At 67.7% G+C, this 18,133-nt stretch carries 13 protein-coding genes; 11 read left to right on the top strand and 2 right to left on the bottom strand.

Translation table 11 applies throughout. From position 1 onward, the window contains the following. Nucleotides 1–5: 5 nt before the first annotated feature. On the top strand, nt 6–2,252 hold the full coding sequence (gene parC, locus IPM80_20900; GenBank protein MBK8960805.1) for a DNA topoisomerase IV subunit A: 2,247 nt from the start codon (nt 6–8) through the stop codon (nt 2,250–2,252). 187 nt (nt 2,253–2,439) lie between these two features. Here the strand turns inward: parC and epmB are convergent, their stop codons facing one another. Next, the gene (epmB, locus tag IPM80_20895) at nt 2,440–3,444 is read right to left on the bottom strand and encodes an EF-P beta-lysylation protein EpmB (GenBank protein MBK8960804.1); all 1,005 of its coding nucleotides are present in this window, start codon (nt 3,442–3,444) and stop codon (nt 2,440–2,442) included. Nucleotides 3,445–3,478: 34 nt separating this feature from the next. Here epmB and efp point away from each other — a divergent pair, with 34 nt between their 5' ends. From efp to IPM80_20870, 5 genes are all read left to right on the top strand, one after another. Further along, nucleotides 3,479–4,048, top strand: a complete 570-nt coding sequence (efp, locus tag IPM80_20890; GenBank protein ID MBK8960803.1) for an elongation factor P — start codon at nt 3,479–3,481, stop codon at nt 4,046–4,048. A gap of 52 nt (nt 4,049–4,100) precedes the next feature. Then, entirely contained in the window at nt 4,101–5,057 is a 957-nt protein-coding gene (gene genX, locus IPM80_20885) for an EF-P lysine aminoacylase GenX (protein MBK8960802.1), read from the top strand. 84 nt (nt 5,058–5,141) lie between these two features. Next, nucleotides 5,142–5,618, top strand: coding sequence for a hypothetical protein (locus tag IPM80_20880; GenBank protein ID MBK8960801.1), 477 nt, complete (start codon nt 5,142–5,144; stop codon nt 5,616–5,618). 47 nt (nt 5,619–5,665) lie between these two features. Beyond that, the gene (locus IPM80_20875; protein MBK8960800.1) at nt 5,666–7,558 is read left to right on the top strand and encodes an ATP-dependent DNA helicase; all 1,893 of its coding nucleotides are present in this window, start codon (nt 5,666–5,668) and stop codon (nt 7,556–7,558) included. A gap of 80 nt (nt 7,559–7,638) precedes the next feature. Beyond that, entirely contained in the window at nt 7,639–8,271 is a 633-nt protein-coding gene (locus IPM80_20870) for a dUTP diphosphatase (GenBank protein ID MBK8960799.1), read from the top strand. A 110-nt stretch (nt 8,272–8,381) separates the two neighbouring features. Here IPM80_20870 and trxB read toward each other — a convergent pair whose 3' ends face one another. Beyond that, entirely contained in the window at nt 8,382–9,335 is a 954-nt protein-coding gene (gene trxB, locus IPM80_20865; GenBank protein MBK8960798.1) for a thioredoxin-disulfide reductase, read from the bottom strand. 151 nt (nt 9,336–9,486) lie between these two features. Between trxB and IPM80_20860 the strand changes: the two genes are divergently transcribed. The 5 genes from IPM80_20860 (at nt 9,487) to IPM80_20840 (ending at nt 18,083) form a co-directional block, all read left to right on the top strand. Further along, the gene (locus IPM80_20860) at nt 9,487–10,470 is read left to right on the top strand and encodes an NAD(P)H-quinone oxidoreductase (protein ID MBK8960797.1); all 984 of its coding nucleotides are present in this window, start codon (nt 9,487–9,489) and stop codon (nt 10,468–10,470) included. A 195-nt stretch (nt 10,471–10,665) separates the two neighbouring features. Continuing rightward, entirely contained in the window at nt 10,666–11,838 is a 1,173-nt protein-coding gene (locus IPM80_20855) for an efflux RND transporter periplasmic adaptor subunit (protein ID MBK8960796.1), read from the top strand. A gap of 4 nt (nt 11,839–11,842) precedes the next feature. After that, nucleotides 11,843–15,013 carry an efflux RND transporter permease subunit gene (locus IPM80_20850; protein ID MBK8960795.1) on the top strand — a complete coding sequence of 1,057 codons (3,171 nt, stop codon included), beginning with the start codon at nt 11,843–11,845 and terminating at the stop codon, nt 15,011–15,013. Next, complete coding sequence (locus IPM80_20845; GenBank protein MBK8960794.1) at nt 15,013–16,443, top strand: efflux transporter outer membrane subunit; 1,431 nt, start codon at nt 15,013–15,015, stop codon at nt 16,441–16,443. Before IPM80_20850 ends, IPM80_20845 begins: the two co-directional genes overlap by 1 nt. 98 nt (nt 16,444–16,541) lie before the next feature. Next, nucleotides 16,542–18,083, top strand: coding sequence for a hypothetical protein (locus tag IPM80_20840; GenBank protein MBK8960793.1), 1,542 nt, complete (start codon nt 16,542–16,544; stop codon nt 18,081–18,083). Nucleotides 18,084–18,133 lie beyond the last annotated feature (50 nt).

The raw sequence follows: 18,133 nt of genomic DNA, 5'->3' as shown, positions 1-18,133 counted from the left end.
AGACCATGGCCAGCGGCGACGATTCATTCGATCTGGAGCAGATCCCCTTAAGCGAGTTCACCGAGCGCGCCTACCTCGATTATTCGATGTACGTGATCCTCGACCGCGCCCTGCCGCATATCGGCGACGGCCTGAAACCGGTGCAGCGGCGCATCATCTACGCGATGTCGGAACTCGGTCTCGATGCCACCGCCAAGTTCAAGAAATCGGCGCGCACCGTCGGCGACGTGATCGGCAAGTTCCATCCGCATGGCGATTCGGCCTGTTACGAAGCGATGGTGCTGATGGCGCAGCCCTTCAGTTATCGCTATCCCCTGGTCGACGGCCAGGGCAACTGGGGATCGACCGACGATCCGAAATCCTTCGCCGCCATGCGTTACACCGAGGCCAAGCTCACGCCCTATGCCGACGTGCTGCTCGGCGAACTGGCGCAGGGCACCGCCGACTGGGTGCCGAATTTCGACGGCACGCTGGAAGAGCCGGCGCTGCTGCCGGCGCGTCTGCCCAACGTGCTGCTGAACGGCACCACCGGTATCGCGGTCGGCATGGCGACCGACATTCCGCCGCACAACCTGCGCGAGGTGGCCGCCGCCTGCATCCATCTGCTCGATGAGCCCAAGGCCACGCTCGAGGACCTGTGCAACATCATTCCGGCGCCGGATTTCCCCGGCGGCGGCGAGATCATCACCTCCAAGGCGGATCTGCATGCGCTTTACGCGAGCGGCAACGGCACGGTGCGCCTGCGCGCCAAGTACACGGTGGAGGACGGCAACATTGTCGTCACGGCGCTGCCTTACCAGAGTTCCGGCTCCAAGATCCTCGAGCAGATTGCCGCGCAGATGCAGGCCAAGAAGCTGCCGCTCCTCGAGGACCTGCGCGACGAGTCGTCGCACGAGACGCCGGTGCGCCTGGTGCTGGTGCCGCGCTCGAACCGCGTCGATGTCGAGCCCTTGATGCAGCACCTGTTCGCGACCACCGATCTGGAACGCAATTACCGCGTCAATCTCAACGTGATCGGCGCCGACGGACTTCCCGCCGTCTACAACCTGCGCGACCTGCTCAATCATTGGCTGGAGTTCCGCATCGGCACGGTGCGGCGGCGCCTCGAGTTCCGCCTCGACAAGGTGATGGCGCGGCTGCACGTGTTGGAAGGCTACCTCGTCGCCTTTCTCAACATCGACGAAGTCATCCACATCATCCGCACCGAGGAGCATCCCAAGGCGGTGTTGATGGCGCGCTTCGGGCTGACCGACATCCAGGCCGACGCCATTCTCGACCTGCGCTTGCGCCATCTCGCGCGTCTCGAGGAGATGCGCATCCGCGGTGAGCAGGCGGAACTGGAAAAGGAGCGCAAGGGGCTCGAGCAGACTCTCGGCTCCAACAAGCGTCTGCGCAACCTGGTGCGTGACGAGATCCGCGCCGACATGGACAAGTTCGGCGACGCGCGACGCTGCGAAGTGGTCGAGCGCGAAGCGGCGCAGGCGCTGGCCGAGACCGATCTGGTCGCCGCCGAAGCGGTGACCGTGGTGCTGTCGACCAAGGGCTGGGTGCGCGCCGCCAAGGGCCATGATCTCAATCCGCGTGAATTGAATTTCCGCAGCGGCGACGAGTACCAGGCCGCGGCGCGCGGCAAGAGCAACCAGAACGCGGTGTTCTTCGATTCGACCGGGCGCGCCTACACCTTGCCGGCCCATGGTCTGCCGTCGGCGCGCGGGCTGGGCGAGCCCTTGTCGGGGCGCCTCACGCCACCCGAGGGCGCGACCTTTGCCGGCGTGGTGATGGCCGGCACGCGGCCGTGGGTGCTGATGGCGTCGGATCACGGCTACGGCTTCATTGCCGAGGTCGAAGAACTCACCACCAAGAACCGCGCCGGCAAGGCGGTGTTGAGCCTCGCGCCGGGCGCGCGCGTGCTGTCGCCGGTGGCCTTCGACAATCCCGATGAAGAGTGGGTGGCGTGCGCGACCAACAGCGGTCACCTGCTGGTGTTCCCGGTCGCCGAAATGCCGCGCATGGCGCGCGGCAAGGGTCAGAAGATCATGCAGATCCCGTCCAACAAGCTGCGCTCGCGCGAAGAGATCATGCAGGCCATCACAGTCTTGAAGCCGGGTCAGGAACTGCGCATCTACTCAGGCAATCGCCATCTCACGTTGAAGGACGCCGACCAGCAGCATTACGTCGCGGACCGGGCGCGACGCGGGCTCAAGCTGCCGCGCGGCTTTCAGCGTGTCGATCGTATCGAGGCGGTGGAATAGAGCAGAAAAAAAAAGCGGGCCGGCGCTTGCGCCGGCCCGCGAGGTTGAACGGACCAGGGAGGGTAGGGATGTTCCGTTCAGAACCCTGTATCGTCCCTGACGGCCCCGTGCTTTAGATTTTTTTTGCGACCTGTTGCGCTTTGCGCGCCACGCAGCGAATGCAGCGAGTCGAGCGCTTTTTCGCGTATTACAGCTCGGAAAGCGGCAGCTTGTTGTCGGCGCCCGGCACTTCGCGCACGAAGCGCGGCACCAGGTAGCCCGGCAGGCGCGCGCGCAGCGCCTGTTCGAGCGCCGCGGCGCGTTCGTCACCGGCATCGAAATGCGCCGTGCCGCGCACACGGTCCAGCACGTGCACGTAGTAGGGCAGCACGCCCGCGTCGAACAGGGCCTCGCTCAAGTGCGCGAGCGTCGTCACATCGTCATTCACGCCGCGCAACAGCACCGCCTGGTTGAGCACGCTGATGCCGGCGCGCTTCAGCGCCGCCAGCGCGTCACGCACTTGGTCGTCGAGTTCCTGGGCATGGTTGGCATGGATCACCAGCACCGGTGTGACGCGCGCCGCGGCCAGCATGTCGACCAGGCGCGGCGTGATGCGCGCCGGCAGCACCACCGGCAGGCGCGAATGGATGCGCAGGCGGCGCACATGGGGCAGGGCGTCGAGCCGCGCCACCACGGCGCCGAGCTGCGCGTCGTCGAGGACCAGCGGATCGCCGCCGCTCAAGATCACTTCGTGCAGCGACGTATCGTCGGCGAGCGCGGCAAGCGCGGCCGTGAGCGCTGCGTTGCCGACGCTCTCGCCGTAGGGAAATTCGCGGCGGAAACAGTAACGGCAGTGGATGGCGCAGGCGCCCGTCACCATCAGGAGGGCGCGGCCCTGGTATTTGCGCACCAGGGCGCCGTCGGCGTAGTGGCTGGTTTCGTGCAGCGGGTCGGCGCTGTAGCCGGCGACATCGCGGCCTTCCAGCGCCAGCGGCAAGACCTGGCGCAGCAGGGCATCGTCGATATCGCCAGGGCGCATGCGCGCGGCGAAGGCGCGGGTCACGCGGAACGGGAACGGGCTGTCGGGCGCGAGTTCGACGGCGGCGGGGTCGATGCCGAGGTCGGCCAACAGCCGCGCCGGCGAGCGATAGGCGTCGCGCAGTTGCGCGCGCCAGTCCGCCGTCTCCACCACCTGCTGGCTTCGCGCTATCATACCGGCCGCCGAAATTCTGGAAACACCAAGGTCTATGGCCACTTACAGCACGAACCAGTTCAAGCCCGGGCTCAAGCTCATGTTTGATGGGGATCCCTACACCATCATCGACAACGAATTCGTCAAACCCGGCAAGGGACAGGCGTTCAATCGTATCAAAATCCGCAATCTCAAGACCGGCCGCACCATCGAGAAGACCATGAAGTCCGGCGATACGGCCGAGGGCGCCGACGTGGTGGACCTGGAACTGCAGTTCCTCTACACCGACGGCGAGGAATACGTGTTCATGAATCCGCAGACCTTCGACCAGCTCATCGCGCCGGCCTCGGCCATGGCGGACGCGGCGAAGTGGCTGAAGGGCCAGGAGATGTGCCAGGTCACGCTGTGGAACGATGCGCCGCTCAGCGTGGCGCCGCCCAACTTCGTGGTGCTGAAAATCATCGAGACCGATCCGGGCCTGCGCGGCGACACCGCCACCGGCGGTACCAAGCCGGCCAAGATGGAGACCGGTGCGGTGGTCAAGGTGCCGCTGTTCATCGAACAGGGCGACCTGCTGCGCATCGACACCCGCACCGGCGAATACGTGTCGCGCGCCAAGGAATAGGCCACTGCCGTCCCCCGACACGCCCTGGCGGCCCAGCGCATCGTTGTCGACGATGCGCCGGCGCGCGACGGTGGTGACGGCGCTGCGCGCCTACTTCGACGCCGAGGGCGTGTGCGAGGTGGCGACGCCCCTGTTGTCACCGCAAGCCACCACCGAACCTACCCTGCGTAATCTCGCCGTCGCGCAGCCGTTCGCGGCAGGCCGCGAGTGGTACCTGCGCACTTCGCCCGAGGCAGCCATGAAGCGCCTGTTGGCGGCCGGCAGCGGCGACATCTACCAGCTCGGGCCGGTGTTCCGCGCCGACGAACGCGGCCGTCATCACCTCACCGAGTTCACGCTCCTTGAGTGGTACCGGGTCGGTTTCAGCCTCGATGCGCTGATGGACGACGTGGCGGCCGCGCTGGCAGCCGCCGGCTTCACTCGCACCATCGCGCGCGTCACCTATGACGAGCTCTTCGCCGCGCAATTCGGCGCCGCGCCCCACGTCCTCGACGCCGCGCAGCTGGCGGCGCTGGCTGCCGAGCGCGGTCTCCGCCTGGCGCCCGCCGACCGCCGGGATCGCTCGCTGCTGCTCGACGGCCTGTATGCCTGCGTGCTGGAACCGGCGCTCGCGACCATGGGCGCGGTGTTCGTGTACGCCTATCCGCCCGAGCTGCGCGCCTATGCGCGCCTGACGGGCAGTGCGCCGCCGCACGCGGCACGCTTCGAACTGGTGGTCGACGGACTCGAACTCGGCAATGGCTATCACGAGATCATCGATGCGGACGAGCAGGGTCGTTGCTTCGCCGCGGAGAACGCCACCCGCGCCGCGCGCGGCCTGCCGCAAGTAGTGCCGGACGAGGCGTGGCTCGCGGCGCTGGCCCATGGCATGCCCGCCGCGTCCGGCGTGGCGCTCGGCGTCGAACGCCTGTTGATGGTGCTGGGCTTGGGCGCCCGCATCGACGAGGTCAGCCTGTTTGCCCATGAACTGGACGAGCAGGGCGGCGGCGACTGTTCGAGTCTTACATGAGCTTGTCGATTCTGATTTTTTTGAATCAGTAACTTAAGTAAACTAGCTGAACCTGTACCTGATTGACGGACTGCACGCGGGACGATGGGCGTCTACCAGATCGACAAATTGATGGGCGAAGCGCGCCGACTCGCGGCCGAGTATCGCCGCGCGACCGGCAAGACGCTGGCCATCAGTGGCGAGATCGCCATCAGCGATGCCATCACCTTGCTCGGCCTCGAGCCGGCGCCCGCCGAGGCCGAAGGCTACGACGCGCTGCGCAGGGTCGAGGGCGCGACCGACAAGCTGCAGATCAAGGCGCGCGCCGTGTTCGACGACACGCGTCGGCCCCATCGCCTGGGGCAGCTCAAGCTCGACAAGGATTGGGACGCCGTGCTGCTGGTTTTGATGGATGAAAACTACGAGCCGGTCGAGATCCACGAGGCCCGCCGCGCGCCGCTGGAAGCAGCGCTGGCCGAGGCCACACCGAACAAGCGCGGCACCGTGTCGGTCGGCCGCTTCAAGATGATCGGTCGCTGCCTGTGGAGCCGGGAAGGCGCGCCCGATCCATTCAACCGTTGACTTCCTCACACCGCGCTGACGACCGCGCGCCGGCCACCAGCGCCGCCATGCTGCTCGGCGTCGGCGGGCCGTTCGAGCGCGAGCTCACCGGCTTCCAGCCGCGCGAGGTCCAGCAGGAAATGGCGAGCGTGGTCGCCACCACTCTCGAGCGTCGCGAAACCCTGGTCTGCGAGGCCGGCACCGGCACCGGCAAGACCTTCGCCTACCTGGTGCCGGTGCTGGTGTCGGGCCGGAAGACCATCATCTCGACCGCCACCAAGACCTTGCAGGACCAGCTCTTTCATCGCGACCTGCCGATCGTGAGCCGCGCGCTCGGCGCCGACAGCGACATCGCGCTTTTAAAGGGCCGTCAGAACTACGTGTGCCTGTATCGCCTGGAGCGCGCCGCGGTCAGCGCCGAGGTCGATGCGCGGCGGCTGCCGCTGCTGGCGACCATGCAACGCTGGGCCGAGAGCAGCGCCAGCGGCGACCTCGAGGAGCTGCGCGTGCTGGACGACGATCCGGCCCTGCGCGGCGTGGTGACCTCGACCACCGACAACTGCCTCGGCCAGGATTGTCCGCGTTACGACGACTGCTTCGTGGTACAGGCGCGGCGCGCGGCGGCGGCGGCCGACGTGGTGGTGGTCAATCATCACCTCCTGTTCGCCGACCTGATGCTGCGCGAAACCGGCTTCGCCGAACTGCTGCCCAACGCCGACGCCATCATTCTCGACGAGGCGCACAAGGTGCCGGAGATCGCCTCGACCTTCTTCAGCCACAGCCTGTCGGCGCAGCAGCTCGCGAGTCTCGCCCGTGACATACGCGTCGGCGCCGAGGACGAAGCGCCGGACATGCCGGCGCTCAAGGCGGCCTTGGCCACACTCGAACTGGCGCTGGCGATGGTGCGCCAGGCGTTGGGTACGCTGCCGCGGCGCGCGGACTGGTCGACGCTGCGCGAGTCGCGCGCGGTCAACGAGGCCACGCAAGGTCTGGGCGAGGCCCTGCTGGAACTCGACGCGACGCTGGAACTGGCGGCTGGGCGCGGCAATCTGCTCGCCAACTGCGCTGAGCGCCTGTCTGCGCTGCGCCAGCGCTGGGAAGGCTTCAGCGCCACGGCCGACGACGAACGGGTGCGCTGGGTCGACGTCAGCCAACGCAATTTCACGTTCTACGACACGCCGGTGTCGGTGGCTTCGGAGTTTGCCGGCCACCTCGCCAGCTCCGACGCCGCCTGGGTCATGACCTCGGCGACGCTGGCGGTCGAAGGACGCTTCGATCATTTCCTCAACGCACTCGGCATCCGCGAGGCACGTCAGGAACTGTGGGCGAGCCCCTTCGATTACGCCCGCCAGTCGCTGCTCTACGTTCCGCCGCTGAAGCGCGAGCCGCGCGACGCCGACTTCGAGCGCGAACTGGTCGATGCCGCGCTGCCGGTGTTGCGCGCCAGCGGCGGGCGCGCGTTCTTCCTGTTCACCAGCTACCGCTCGCTGGATCTGTGCGCGGCCATGCTGCGCGAGGAACTCGACTACCCCTTGCTCATCCAGGGCGAGGCGCCGCGCAGCGAACTGTTGCGTCGCTTCCAGAGCACGGACACCGGCGTGCTGCTCGGCACGGCGACGTTCTGGGAAGGGGTGGACGTGCGCGGCGAACGCCTGTCGCTGGTCATCATCGACAAGCTGCCTTTCGGCGTGCCGGACGATCCGGTGGCGCGCGCGCGCAGTGCGGCCGTCGCCGCCGCCGGCGACAATCCCTTCAAGCGCCTGACCTTGCCCGACGCCATCACGGCCTTGAAGCAGGGCGCCGGGCGGTTGATCCGCGACATCAGCGATCACGGCGTGCTGATGATTGGCGACGTGCGCCTGCGGCGCAAATCCTATGGCCGCGCCTTCCTCAATTCCCTGCCGCCCATGCCGCTCACCCAGCAGCTGGCCGACGTCGAGGCGTTTTTCGAAGGCCGCTGAGCGGTGCCGCCGCCGCCCGCTGCGGCTATACTCGGCGGCCAGTCCGGCCGCGAGTATTTCGCATGCAACAACGCGAAGCCATGATCGAGAAGACGCGCGTCATGCTCGCCATGCAGAACGACATGAACAGCCACGTCGATGCCGACTGGCTGCAGCGCGGGCGCGAGTGGCACCGCGCCATCTGGATCGAATGCGCCGAATTGATGGAGCACTACGGCGGCTGGAAGTGGTGGAAGCATTCGACGCCGGATTTCCCGCAGGTGGTGCTGGAAATCGTCGACATCTGGCATTTCGGCCTGAGCCTGCGCATCGACGACAGCGGCGACTATCACCGCATCGCCAGCGCCATCATCGACGACTGGTGCGACGCACCGACGCCGCTGCCGTTCCTGGAGGAAGTCGAACGCCTGGCTTTCGCCGCCGTCGGCGAGCAGCGCTTCGCGGTCGGCTCGGTGCGCAACCTGCTGGCCGCCTGCGAACGCGACTTCGATGACCTGTACCGCAGCTACGTGGCCAAGAACGTGTTGAACATGTTCCGCCAGGACCACGGCTACAAGCGCGGTGACTACATCAAGGTGTGGGACGGCCAGGAAGACAACGAAGTGCTGGCCGAGTTGATTACCAGCCTCGACAGCTCCAAGCCCGGTTTTCGCGACGCGGTCTACCAGGCCTTGAGCGAGCGCTATGGCGCGCTGGCGGGGCAAAGGGCCTGACCGGCGCCAGGTTTGTGGGTCAGACTTCAGTCTGACACTCAACGAAATGCGTGAGTTTCGCCTCGCCAATGTCAGACTGAAGTCTGACCCACAATAACCGCCGTTCGACCTTACTGCGCTTCCAGCCAGCGCTCGGCGTCGAGCGCCGCCTGGCAGCCCGCGCCGGCCGACGTGATGGCCTGGCGATAGACCGGGTCGGCGACGTCGCCGGCCGCGAACACCCCGGGCACGCTGGTCTGGGTCGCGAAGCCGTGGCCAGAACCGCCGCCCACCTTGATATAACCGCCGTCCATGTCGAGCTGGCCGCTGAAGATGCCGGTGTTGGGCTGGTGACCGATGGCGATGAAGGTGCCATGCACGGCCACGTCCTGCGTGGCGTTGCTGTTGACGTCGCGCACGCGCACGCCGGTCACGCCGCCGGCATCGCCCAACACTTCGTCGAGCACGCTGTTCCACAGGATCGACACGTTGCCGCCCTGGGTCTTGGCCTCGAGGCGGTTGCTCATGATCTTCTCGGCGCGGAAGCGATCGCGCCGGTGCACCACGGTCACATGGGACGCGATGTTCGACAGGTACAGCGCTTCCTCGACCGCGGTATTGCCGCCACCGATCACGGCCACCGGCTTGTTGCGATAGAAAAAGCCGTCGCAGGTTGCGCAGGCCGACACGCCCTTGCCCTTGAAGGCCTCTTCCGACGGCAGGCCGAGGTACTTGGCCGACGCGCCGGTGGCGATGATCAAGGCATCGCAGGTATAGGTGCCGCTGTCGCCGACGAGCGTGAAGGGGCGCGCGTCGAGCCTGGCGGTATGGATGTGATCGTGCACGAACCGCGTGCCGAAGCGCTCGGCATGCTTCTTCATGCGCTCCATGAGTTCCGGGCCGAGCACGCCCTGGTCGTCGCCCGGCCAGTTGTCGACGTCGGTGGTGGTCATCATCTGGCCGCCCACTTCGACGCCGGTGATGAGTACCGGTTCGAGCGCGGCGCGCGCGGCGTACACGGCGGCGGTGTAGCCGGCCGGGCCCGAACCGATGATGAGCAAGCGATGGTGTGTGGTGGTAGTCATGGCGCGCATGCTAGCACCGGCGCGCGCAGGCTGTGACCTCTCGCGCGGCGGAAATTTTTCATGGCGACGCGGCCCGCGATTTATACTCGCGCGTCCCGAACACCCGTGAAGAGAATTCGCCATGAGCCAAGCCCACGCCCTTCCTTCCGACATGCAGGCCGTGAGCGTCGCGCAGCCCGGCGGGCCCGAGGTATTGACGCCGGTGCGCATGGCGTTACCGACCCTGCGCGCGGGCGAAGTGCTGATCGAAGTGCATGCGGCCGGCGTCAATCGTCCGGACTGCCTGCAGCGCGCCGGCCATTACCCGGTGCCGCCGGATGCCAGCCCCTTGCCGGGTCTCGAAGTGGCGGGCGTGGTCGTGCAATGCGGCGCCGACGTGACGCGCTGGCAACGCGGCGATCGCGTGGTGGCCCTGACCCACGGCGGCGGCTATGCCGAGTACTGTGCGGCCAACGCCGCCCACTGCCTGCCGTGGCCGGCCGGACTCGACGCCGCCGCGGCCGCGACCCTGCCCGAGACGCTCTTCACGGTGCACCACAATCTCATCGAACGGGCGCGCCTCGCGCGCGGCGAGACGGTGCTCATCCACGGCGGCAGCAGCGGCATCGGCACCACCGCCATCCAGGTCGCCAAGGCCTGGGGCGCGACCGTCATCACCACCGCCGGCTCGGCCGAGAAGGTCGAATACTGCCAGCGCATGGGCGCCGATCACGCCATCAATTACCGCGACGGCGATTGGGAGGCGACGGTCAAGGACATCACCAAGCCGCGCGGCGTCGACGTGGTGCTGGACATGGTGGCCGGCCCCTATGTCATGAAGAACCTGCGCCTGCTCGGCAACGACGGCCGCTACGCCATGATCGCGTTCCTGATGGGCGCCACCACCGAGGTCAATTTCGCCTACCTGTTGCCGAAGCGCCTGACCATCACCGGCTCGACCCTGCGCCCGCAACCAGTCGAGCGCAAGGCCGCCATCGCGCGTGCCGTCGAACAGGACTTCTGGCCGCTGCTCGCCAGCGGCAAGCTCGGCACGCACATTCACGCCCATTTCCCGCTGACCGCCGCCGCCGACGCGCATCGCATGATGGAAGCGAGCGATCACATGGGTAAGTTGGTGCTGGATGTGCGCGGCTGAAAATTCCCTTCGGATGTTGTGGGTCCGACTTCAGTCGGACATTCGAGCTCCGCGATGGCTACCAGCAGCAAAGTCCGACTGAAGTCGGACCCACAATGAGGGGCATCGGTCCGTCATCCGCAACTTTCGCGGGTATGTTTAAGCGCCGTTGGCTCATATCATAGGGCGACCTTGTTTCTAGTCCGGATCACCCCGATGCCGCTATTCCTGCGCCGCGTGACCGTCGCGGCCCCGCTGCTGTGTGCGCTGCTGCTGACTGCCTGCCAACCGCCCGCACCGCCCAAGGCCGCCGCCGGGCCGGGCGGTGCACCGCCGGTCAGCGTGGCCGCCGCCTTGACCCAGGAGGTCAAGGACGCCGACGAATTCCCCGGCCGCATCGAAGCGATGCAGGCGGTCAAGGTGCGTGCGCGGGTCAACGGCTACCTGGAGAAAGTACTGTTCACGCCCGGCGCCGAGGTCAAGCAGGGCGAGGTCCTGTTCGAGATCGATCAACGTCCGTTCCGCGCCAAGGTCGCCGAGGCGGAGGCGGCGCTGGCGGCCACCGTCGCGCAGCTCGATCTCGCCCGACTCGAAGCCAAGCGCCAGCAGCAGATGCTCGAGACCCATGCCACCAGCCGCCGCGAATTCGATGCGGCGACGGCGCTGGTCAAAAGCCTGGAGGCCTCACGCGCCGCCAACCGCGCGACCTTGAGCAACGCCAGGCTCAACCTCGAATACACGCGCGTCACGGCGCCCATCAGCGGCCGCGCCGGCAAGGACGAAGTGACCGTTGGCAATCTCGTGCAGGGCGAGAACCCGGACTCGCCGGTGCTCACCACGCTGGCCTCGGTCGATCCGGTCTACGTGTCCTTCGAAGCCGACGAGCGCGCGTTCCTGAAGTACATCGCGCCCAACCGCGGTCAAGCGCTGCCGGTGGGCGTCGGTCTCATCGACGAGAGCGGCTTTCCGCACCAGGCGCGGCTCGAGTTCGTCGACAACAACGTCGATGCCAGCAGCGGCACGGTGCGCATGCGCGCCGTGCTCGACAACGCCGAGCGTCGATTCACGCCGGGCCTGTTCGCGCGCGTGCGCCTCGAATCGACTTCCGGTGCGCGCCAGGTGGTGCTGGTCGCGGACCGCGCCATCGGCACCGACCAGAGCAAGCGCTTCGTACTGGTGGTGGGCGAGGACAAGATTGCCGCATATCGCGAGGTGCACATCGGGCGCAAGGTCGGCGCGCTGCGCATCGTCGAGAGCGGGCTCGCCGCCGGCGAGACGGTCGTGGTCAACGGCCTGCAACGTGTGCGTCCCGGCACGCCGGTGACACCGACCACGGTGTCGATGGAGGAGACGGCCGACACGCCGGCTTCGCCGCCCTCGGGGTCTTGAGCGCATGAATGTCTCGCGCGCGTTCATCGACCGCCCGATCTTCGCGGGCGTGCTGTCGGTGCTGGTGTTTCTCGCCGGCCTGATTTCGATCTTCTTCCTGCCGGTGTCGGAATACCCGAACGTCGTGCCGCCGTCCATCATGGTCAGCGCGACCTATCCGGGCGCCAACCCGCGGGTCATCGCCGAGACCGTCGCCGCGCCGCTCGAGGAGCAGATCAACGGCGTCGAGAACATGCTCTACATGTCGTCGATGGCGACCGCCGACGGCGCGCTGCAGGTGCGCGTGACGTTCAAGGTCGGCACCGATCCGGACCTGGCGGAAAACCAGGTGCAGAATCGCGTGCAGCGCGCCTTGCCGCGCCTGCCCAACGAAGTGCGACAGATCGGCGTCACCACCCAGAAGCAGTCGCCGAACCTGACCATGGTCGTCAACCTGGTGTCGACCGACGGCAAGTACGACGAACTGTACCTGCGCAACTACGGCGTGCTGAATCTCAAGGACGACTTCCGGCGCCTGCCGGGCATGGGCGAGGTATTCGTGTTCGGCGCCGGCGACTACGCGATGCGCATCTGGCTGGACCCGGCCAAGCTCGCCGCGCGCAACCTGACCGCCGCCGACGTGGTGAGCGCCATCCGCGAACAGAACCAGCAGGTCGCGGCCGGCGTGGTCGGCGCGCCGCCGATTACCGAGCACACCGAGTTCCAGCTCTCGGTCAATACCCAGGGGCGCCTGACCACGGTGCAGGAATTCGGCGACATCATCGTCGCCACCGCCGCCGACGGCGGCCTGCTGCGCCTGCGCGACGTGGCGCGGGTCGAACTCGGCGCCGGCGAGTATTCGCTGCGCAGCCGCGCCAATAACCAGCCGTCGGTCGCCATCGCGGTGTTCCAGGCGCCGGGCTCCAATGCCATCGCCTTGTCGAACTCGGTGCGCGAGCTCATGCACAAGGCCAAGGCCAGTTTTCCGAGTGGCGTCGATTACCAAATCGTCTACGACCCGACGCGCTTCGTGCAGCAGTCCATCGAGGCGGTGGTCAAGACCCTGCTCGAAGCGGTGTTGATGGTGCTGATCGTCGTCATCCTGTTCCTCAAGACCTGGCGCGCGTCGATCATTCCGCTGATCGCGGTGCCGGTCTCGATCATCGGCACCTTCGGCGTGATGCTGGCGGCGGGCTTCTCGATCAACACCCTCACGCTGTTCGGCCTGGTGCTGTCCATCGGCATCGTGGTCGACGACGCCATCGTGGTGGTGGAGAACGTCGAGCGCAACATCGAGCTCGGCCTCGACGCCAAGGCCGCCACCCACCGCGCCATGGACGAAGTCAGCGGGCCCATCGTCACCATCGCCCTGACCCTGTGCGCGGTGTTCGTACCGATCGCCTTCATCAGCGGCCTGACCGGCCAGTTCTACCGCCAGTTCGCCCTCACCATCGCCATCTCGACGGTGATCTCGGCGTTCAATTCCCTGACCCTGTCGCCGGCGCTGGCGGCCACCCTGCTGCGCGGCCACAACGCGCCGCGCGATGGCCTGACGCGGGTGCTGGACGCCACGTTCGGCTGGCTGTTCCGGGGTTTCGACCGCCTGTTCCACCTCGCGGCGCGCGGCTACGTGCGCGGCGTGCGCGGCGTCGTCAAGGTCAAGTTCCTGGTGTTGCTGGTGTATGTCGGCCTGCTGGGCGTGACCTGGTATGGCTTCCACCTGATCCCGACCGGCTTCATCCCGACCTCCGACAAGCAGTACCTCATCGGCATGGTGCAACTGCCCGATGGCGCGTCGCTGGACCGCACCGACAAGGTGCTGGCGCGCGTCACCGAGATGTCGATGAAGAACGAAGGCCTGAACGCCAATAACGCGTTCCCGGGGCTGTCGATCAACGGCTTCACCAATGCCCCCAATGCCGGCCTGGTGTTCTTCAACCTCGCGCCCTTCCACGAGCGCCAACGGCCGGACTTGAGCGCCGGCGCCATCGCGCAGAAGCTCAACCAGCAGCTGGCCGTGATCGAGGATGCCTTCATCGCGGTGTTTCCGGCGCCGCCGGTCGACGGTCTCGGCGCCATCGGTGGCTTCAAGCTCGAACTCGAGGACCGCGCCGGCCTCGGCGACGAGCAGCTCTACCAGGCGACCCAGGCGGTGCTGATGAAAGCCTGGCAGGCGCCGGAACTGGCCGGCGTGTTTTCCAGCTTCCAGATCAACGTGCCGCAGCTCTACATCGACATCGATCGCGCCAAGGCCAAGCGCATGGGGGTCGATCTCAACGACGTGTTCGCGACCCTGCAGATCTATCTCGGCTCCTACTACGTCAACGACTTCAACCAGTTCGGCAAGACCTACCGGGTGGTGGTGCAGGCCGATGCGCCTTACCGCGCCAACGCCGAGAACATCGCCGCCCTGAAAACCCGCAACAAGGCCGGCGAAATGGTGCCGCTCGGCGCCTTGCTCGACATCAAGAACAGCTACGGGCCCGACCGTGCCATGCGCTACAACGCGTTTCCCGCGGCCGACATCAACGGCGCGGCGGCGCCGGGTTACAGCTCGGGCCAGGCGCAGGCGGCCATGGAACGCATCATTCGCGAGACCGTGCCGCGCGGCATCGACTTCGAGTGGACCGACTTGACCTACCAGGAGATCCTCGCCGGCAACACCGCCGCGATCGTGTTCCCGCTGTGCGCGCTGCTGGTGTTCCTGGTGCTGGCCGCGCAGTACGAGAGTTTCAAGCTGCCGCTGGCCATCATCCTGATCGTGCCGATGTGCCTGCTGTTCGCCATCGGCGGCGTGTGGTTCACCGGCGGCGACCGCAACATCTTCACCCAGATAGCGCTGTTCGTGCTGATGGGGCTGGCCTGCAAGAACGCCATCCTGCTGGTTGAGTTCGCGCGCGAACACGAATTGAAGCGGCCCACCGACGGTCCGCTGAAAGCGGTGCTGGAGGCGTGCCGCATGCGTCTGCGCCCGATCCTGATGACCTCCATCGCCTTCATCGCCGGCGTCACGCCGCTGGTGCTGTCGACCGGCGCCGGCGCCGAAATGCGTCGTGCCATGGGCACCGCGGTGGCTTCGGGCATGTTCGGCGTGACGCTGTTCGGCCTGTTCCTGACGCCGGTGTTCTACGTGTTGCTGCATCGTCACCCGCCCGCGCAGCCGGACGCGGTGACGGCCGCATCGGAGAGCGAGTGATGCGGCGCGCGTGGCTGGTGATGATGGTTGTCGGCCTGTCGGCCTGCTCGCTGGCGCCGGAATTTTCCACGCCCGAAGTGTCGGTGCCGGCCGCCTACAAGCAGGCGCCGTCGGCGCTGGCCGATCCCGGCAACGCCGAGTGGAAGCCGGCCGAGCCGCGCGACGGGGAAGCGCGCGGCGAATGGTGGACGCGCTTCGGCGACCCGCTGCTCGACGAGTACCAGCGGCGCGCGGCCGGCGCCAACCAGGATCTCGCCGCCGCCCTCGCGCGCCTCGAAGGCAGCCGGGCACTGGTGCGCCTCGCGCGCGCCGATCAGCTGCCGCGGCTCGACGCCGGCGCGGCCGCCGCGCGCACGCGTCCGAGCGCGAATCAACCGGGCAATCCGGTGCCGGGCAGCGATTCGTACAACAGTCTGCGCTTCGGCGTCAGCGCGCAATACGAACTGGATCTCTTCGGTCGCGTGCGTGACAGCGTGCGCGCGGCGCGTGCCGATGCGGCGGCCGACGAGTCGCTCTACCAGTCCTTGCTGTTGACGGTCGAAACCGACGTCGCCCAGCGCTACTTCGCGCTGCGCGCGCTGGACGCCGAACTCGCGGTGTTGAACGACACCGTCACCACCCGCGAGGCGGAAGTGGCCATCTTCGAGCAACGCTTCAAGGCCGGTGACATCGGCGAGTTCGATGTCGAACGGGCGCGCACCGAACTCGACACCGCGCGCGGCGAGGTACAGGCGGTGACGCGCCAGCGCGCGCAATACGAGCACGCGCTGGCCTTGTTGCTGGGCGAAGCGCCGGCCAATCTCGACGTCGCGCCGGCCGCGCTCGCGACCCATGTGCCGAGCATTCCGGCCGGAGTGCCGTCGGCCCTGCTCGAGCGGCGTCCCGATATCGCCGCCGCGCAACGGCGCATGATCGCTTCCAATGCCCGCATCGGCGTGGCGCGCGCGGCCTTCTACCCGATCCTCAATCTCAGCGCCGACGCCGGCTTCGCGGCCGATACACCCGGCGACCTGTTCAAATGGGCGAGCCGCACCTGGGCGCTCGGGCCCTTGGCGGGCGCCCTGATCGCGGCGCCGTTATTCGACGGTGGCCGCAACCAGGCCAACCTGGCCGGCGCCGAGGCCAGCCTCGATGCTGAAATCGCGACCTATCGCCAGACCGTGTTGAACGCCTTCCGCGAAGTCGAGGACGGTCTCGTGGCCTTGCGTACCCTGGAGGCGCAAAGCACCTCGACCAGCGCCGCCGCGCGCTCGGCCGCCCACGCCCTCGAGCTCGCCAACGCCCGTTTCCAGGCCGGCGCCACCGGCTATATCGATGTCCTCGACGCGCGCCGCACGCTCATCAGCGTGCGCCGTCAGCAGAAGCAGCTCGATGGCGCGCGCGCCACGGCGGCGGTAGGCCTGGTCAAAGCCCTGGGCGGCGGCTGGTGACGATGCCGCCATGAGGATGGCGCTACGTGCGGCGCCGCCTTTCTGGCATCCTGACAGCGCGTCCCACGGGGGCGCGCTTCATCCCCGGCGAGTCGTGCATGCTGCCATTCGACGCTGATCTTTCCCCGCGCCGCGCCGTACTTTGGGTGGCGGCGCTGATGCTGGGGTGGGCGGCCGCGGCCGGCGCCGCGCCCTTCGGCGCCACGCCGCTCGAGCGGCTCGACCATCGACGCATCAGCCACGCCGCCGAAATCGACGGCGACCTCGACGCGTTGGTGGCGGGCAGTCCGCTCGCGCGCAAGGTGGCGCTCGGCATGTCGGTCGAGCAGCGGCCCGTGTCGGCGCTGTTGCTGTCGACCGCCAAGGCCGGTCACGCGCATCCGCGTGTGCTGCTGGTCGGCTCGCAGCACGGCGCGGCCGAGCCGGCCGGCGGCGAGGCCATGTTGAGCCTCGCGCGACAGCTGCTGGGCGGCGATCTGCGGCCGCTCCTCGACGACCTCGACGTGGTGCTGATCCCCGACGCCAATCCCGATGGGCGCGACAGCGGCCATCGCTCCAACGCCGCTCGCGTCAACCTCAATACCGATTTCATCGGTCTAACCCAGCCCGAGAGCCAGGCGCTGGTGGCGGCGCTGGCGCGCTTCGCGCCGGTCGCGGTGCTGGACGTACACGAGTCGGCCGTGCTGAAGCGCAAGACCCTCGCGCGCGAAGGCTATCTGACCGATTTCGACGCGCAGTTCGAAGCCGCCAATCACCCGGCCATGCCGGCCGTGCTGCGCGAGTTCGGGCAACAGCGCCTGCTGCCGGCGCTGATCCGCGACGCGCGCGCCGAGGGCCTGCCGGCGCAGCGCTACATCGGCGAGATCACCAGCATCCACCAGGCGGTGACGAACGGCGGCCTCAGCCTGCGCAACTTTCGCAACCTCGCCGGCATGAGCGGCGCGCTGGCCATCCTGGTCGAGACCAAGCTCGACTCGCGCGACGACCCGTGGCCGACCTTTCGCAACATCGAGGCGCGCGTGGCGCGTTCGTTGACCTGCCAGCGCGTGTTCCTGCGCCGGGTGCATGCCGAGCGCGCGGCGCTCGGCACCGCGCTGGCAAGCGCCAAGGCGGCGGCGCAGAAGGAAGCGGTGACGCTGCGCGCGGTCTACGCGCTCGATCACGCGCATCCGCGCGTCGAACTCGCGTTACGCCGCATCGAGGATCGCAAGCTCGAAACGCTGAGCTTTGTCGATCACCGGCGCGTCAAGACCTCGGACGAGATCCCGATGCCGGCCACCTATGTCATCAGCCAGCCGAGCGACGCGCTGCGCGCGGCGCTGGAACGCCACGGCATCCATTACGAACGGCAATCGCAGGGCTACGAGCTGCCGGTGGTGGCGGAAAGTTTCACGCCGCCGAGGCGCGCCTACGGCCGCGCCAGGCTGGTGGCGAGCAGCGACAAGCTCATCACCACCGCGCCCGGCGCCTTGCTCATCGACCTCGTGCAGGCGCGTGGCCGACTGGTGCCGGTGCTGCTCGACCCGCGCTCGACCAGCAGTCTCATGCGCCTGCCGCAATTCTCCTCGATGCTCGAAGCCGGCAAGGAGTTCGGCATCTACCGGGTGCGCAAGGGCGTGGTGCGCGCGGCGGCGCCGTAACCTCAGGCAGGCCGCGCGATGCTGGCGACGCCGCTCGAAACCAACCAGTA

The organism is Pseudomonadota bacterium, from assembly GCA_016719885.1.
Lineage (GTDB): Bacteria > Pseudomonadota > Gammaproteobacteria.
This window is presented reverse-complemented; position numbering and strand designations above follow the sequence as displayed.

What these genes read in the sequence shown, in the direction of transcription:
- parC (MBK8960805.1), top strand. Translation starts at nt 6, where the DNA reads ATGGCCAGCGGCGACGATTCATTCGATCTGGAGCAGATCCCCTTAAGC.
- epmB (MBK8960804.1), bottom strand. Translation starts at nt 3,444, where the DNA reads ATGATAGCGCGAAGCCAGCAGGTGGTGGAGACGGCGGACTGGCGCGCG.
- efp (MBK8960803.1), top strand. Translation starts at nt 3,479, where the DNA reads ATGGCCACTTACAGCACGAACCAGTTCAAGCCCGGGCTCAAGCTCATG.
- genX (MBK8960802.1), top strand. Translation starts at nt 4,101, where the DNA reads ATGCGCCGGCGCGCGACGGTGGTGACGGCGCTGCGCGCCTACTTCGAC.
- IPM80_20880 (MBK8960801.1), top strand. Translation starts at nt 5,142, where the DNA reads ATGGGCGTCTACCAGATCGACAAATTGATGGGCGAAGCGCGCCGACTC.
- IPM80_20875 (MBK8960800.1), top strand. Translation starts at nt 5,666, where the DNA reads ATGCTGCTCGGCGTCGGCGGGCCGTTCGAGCGCGAGCTCACCGGCTTC.
- IPM80_20870 (MBK8960799.1), top strand. Translation starts at nt 7,639, where the DNA reads ATGATCGAGAAGACGCGCGTCATGCTCGCCATGCAGAACGACATGAAC.
- trxB (MBK8960798.1), bottom strand. Translation starts at nt 9,335, where the DNA reads ATGACTACCACCACACACCATCGCTTGCTCATCATCGGTTCGGGCCCG.
- IPM80_20860 (MBK8960797.1), top strand. Translation starts at nt 9,487, where the DNA reads ATGCAGGCCGTGAGCGTCGCGCAGCCCGGCGGGCCCGAGGTATTGACG.
- IPM80_20855 (MBK8960796.1), top strand. Translation starts at nt 10,666, where the DNA reads ATGCCGCTATTCCTGCGCCGCGTGACCGTCGCGGCCCCGCTGCTGTGT.
- IPM80_20850 (MBK8960795.1), top strand. Translation starts at nt 11,843, where the DNA reads ATGAATGTCTCGCGCGCGTTCATCGACCGCCCGATCTTCGCGGGCGTG.
- IPM80_20845 (MBK8960794.1), top strand. Translation starts at nt 15,013, where the DNA reads ATGCGGCGCGCGTGGCTGGTGATGATGGTTGTCGGCCTGTCGGCCTGC.
- IPM80_20840 (MBK8960793.1), top strand. Translation starts at nt 16,542, where the DNA reads ATGCTGCCATTCGACGCTGATCTTTCCCCGCGCCGCGCCGTACTTTGG.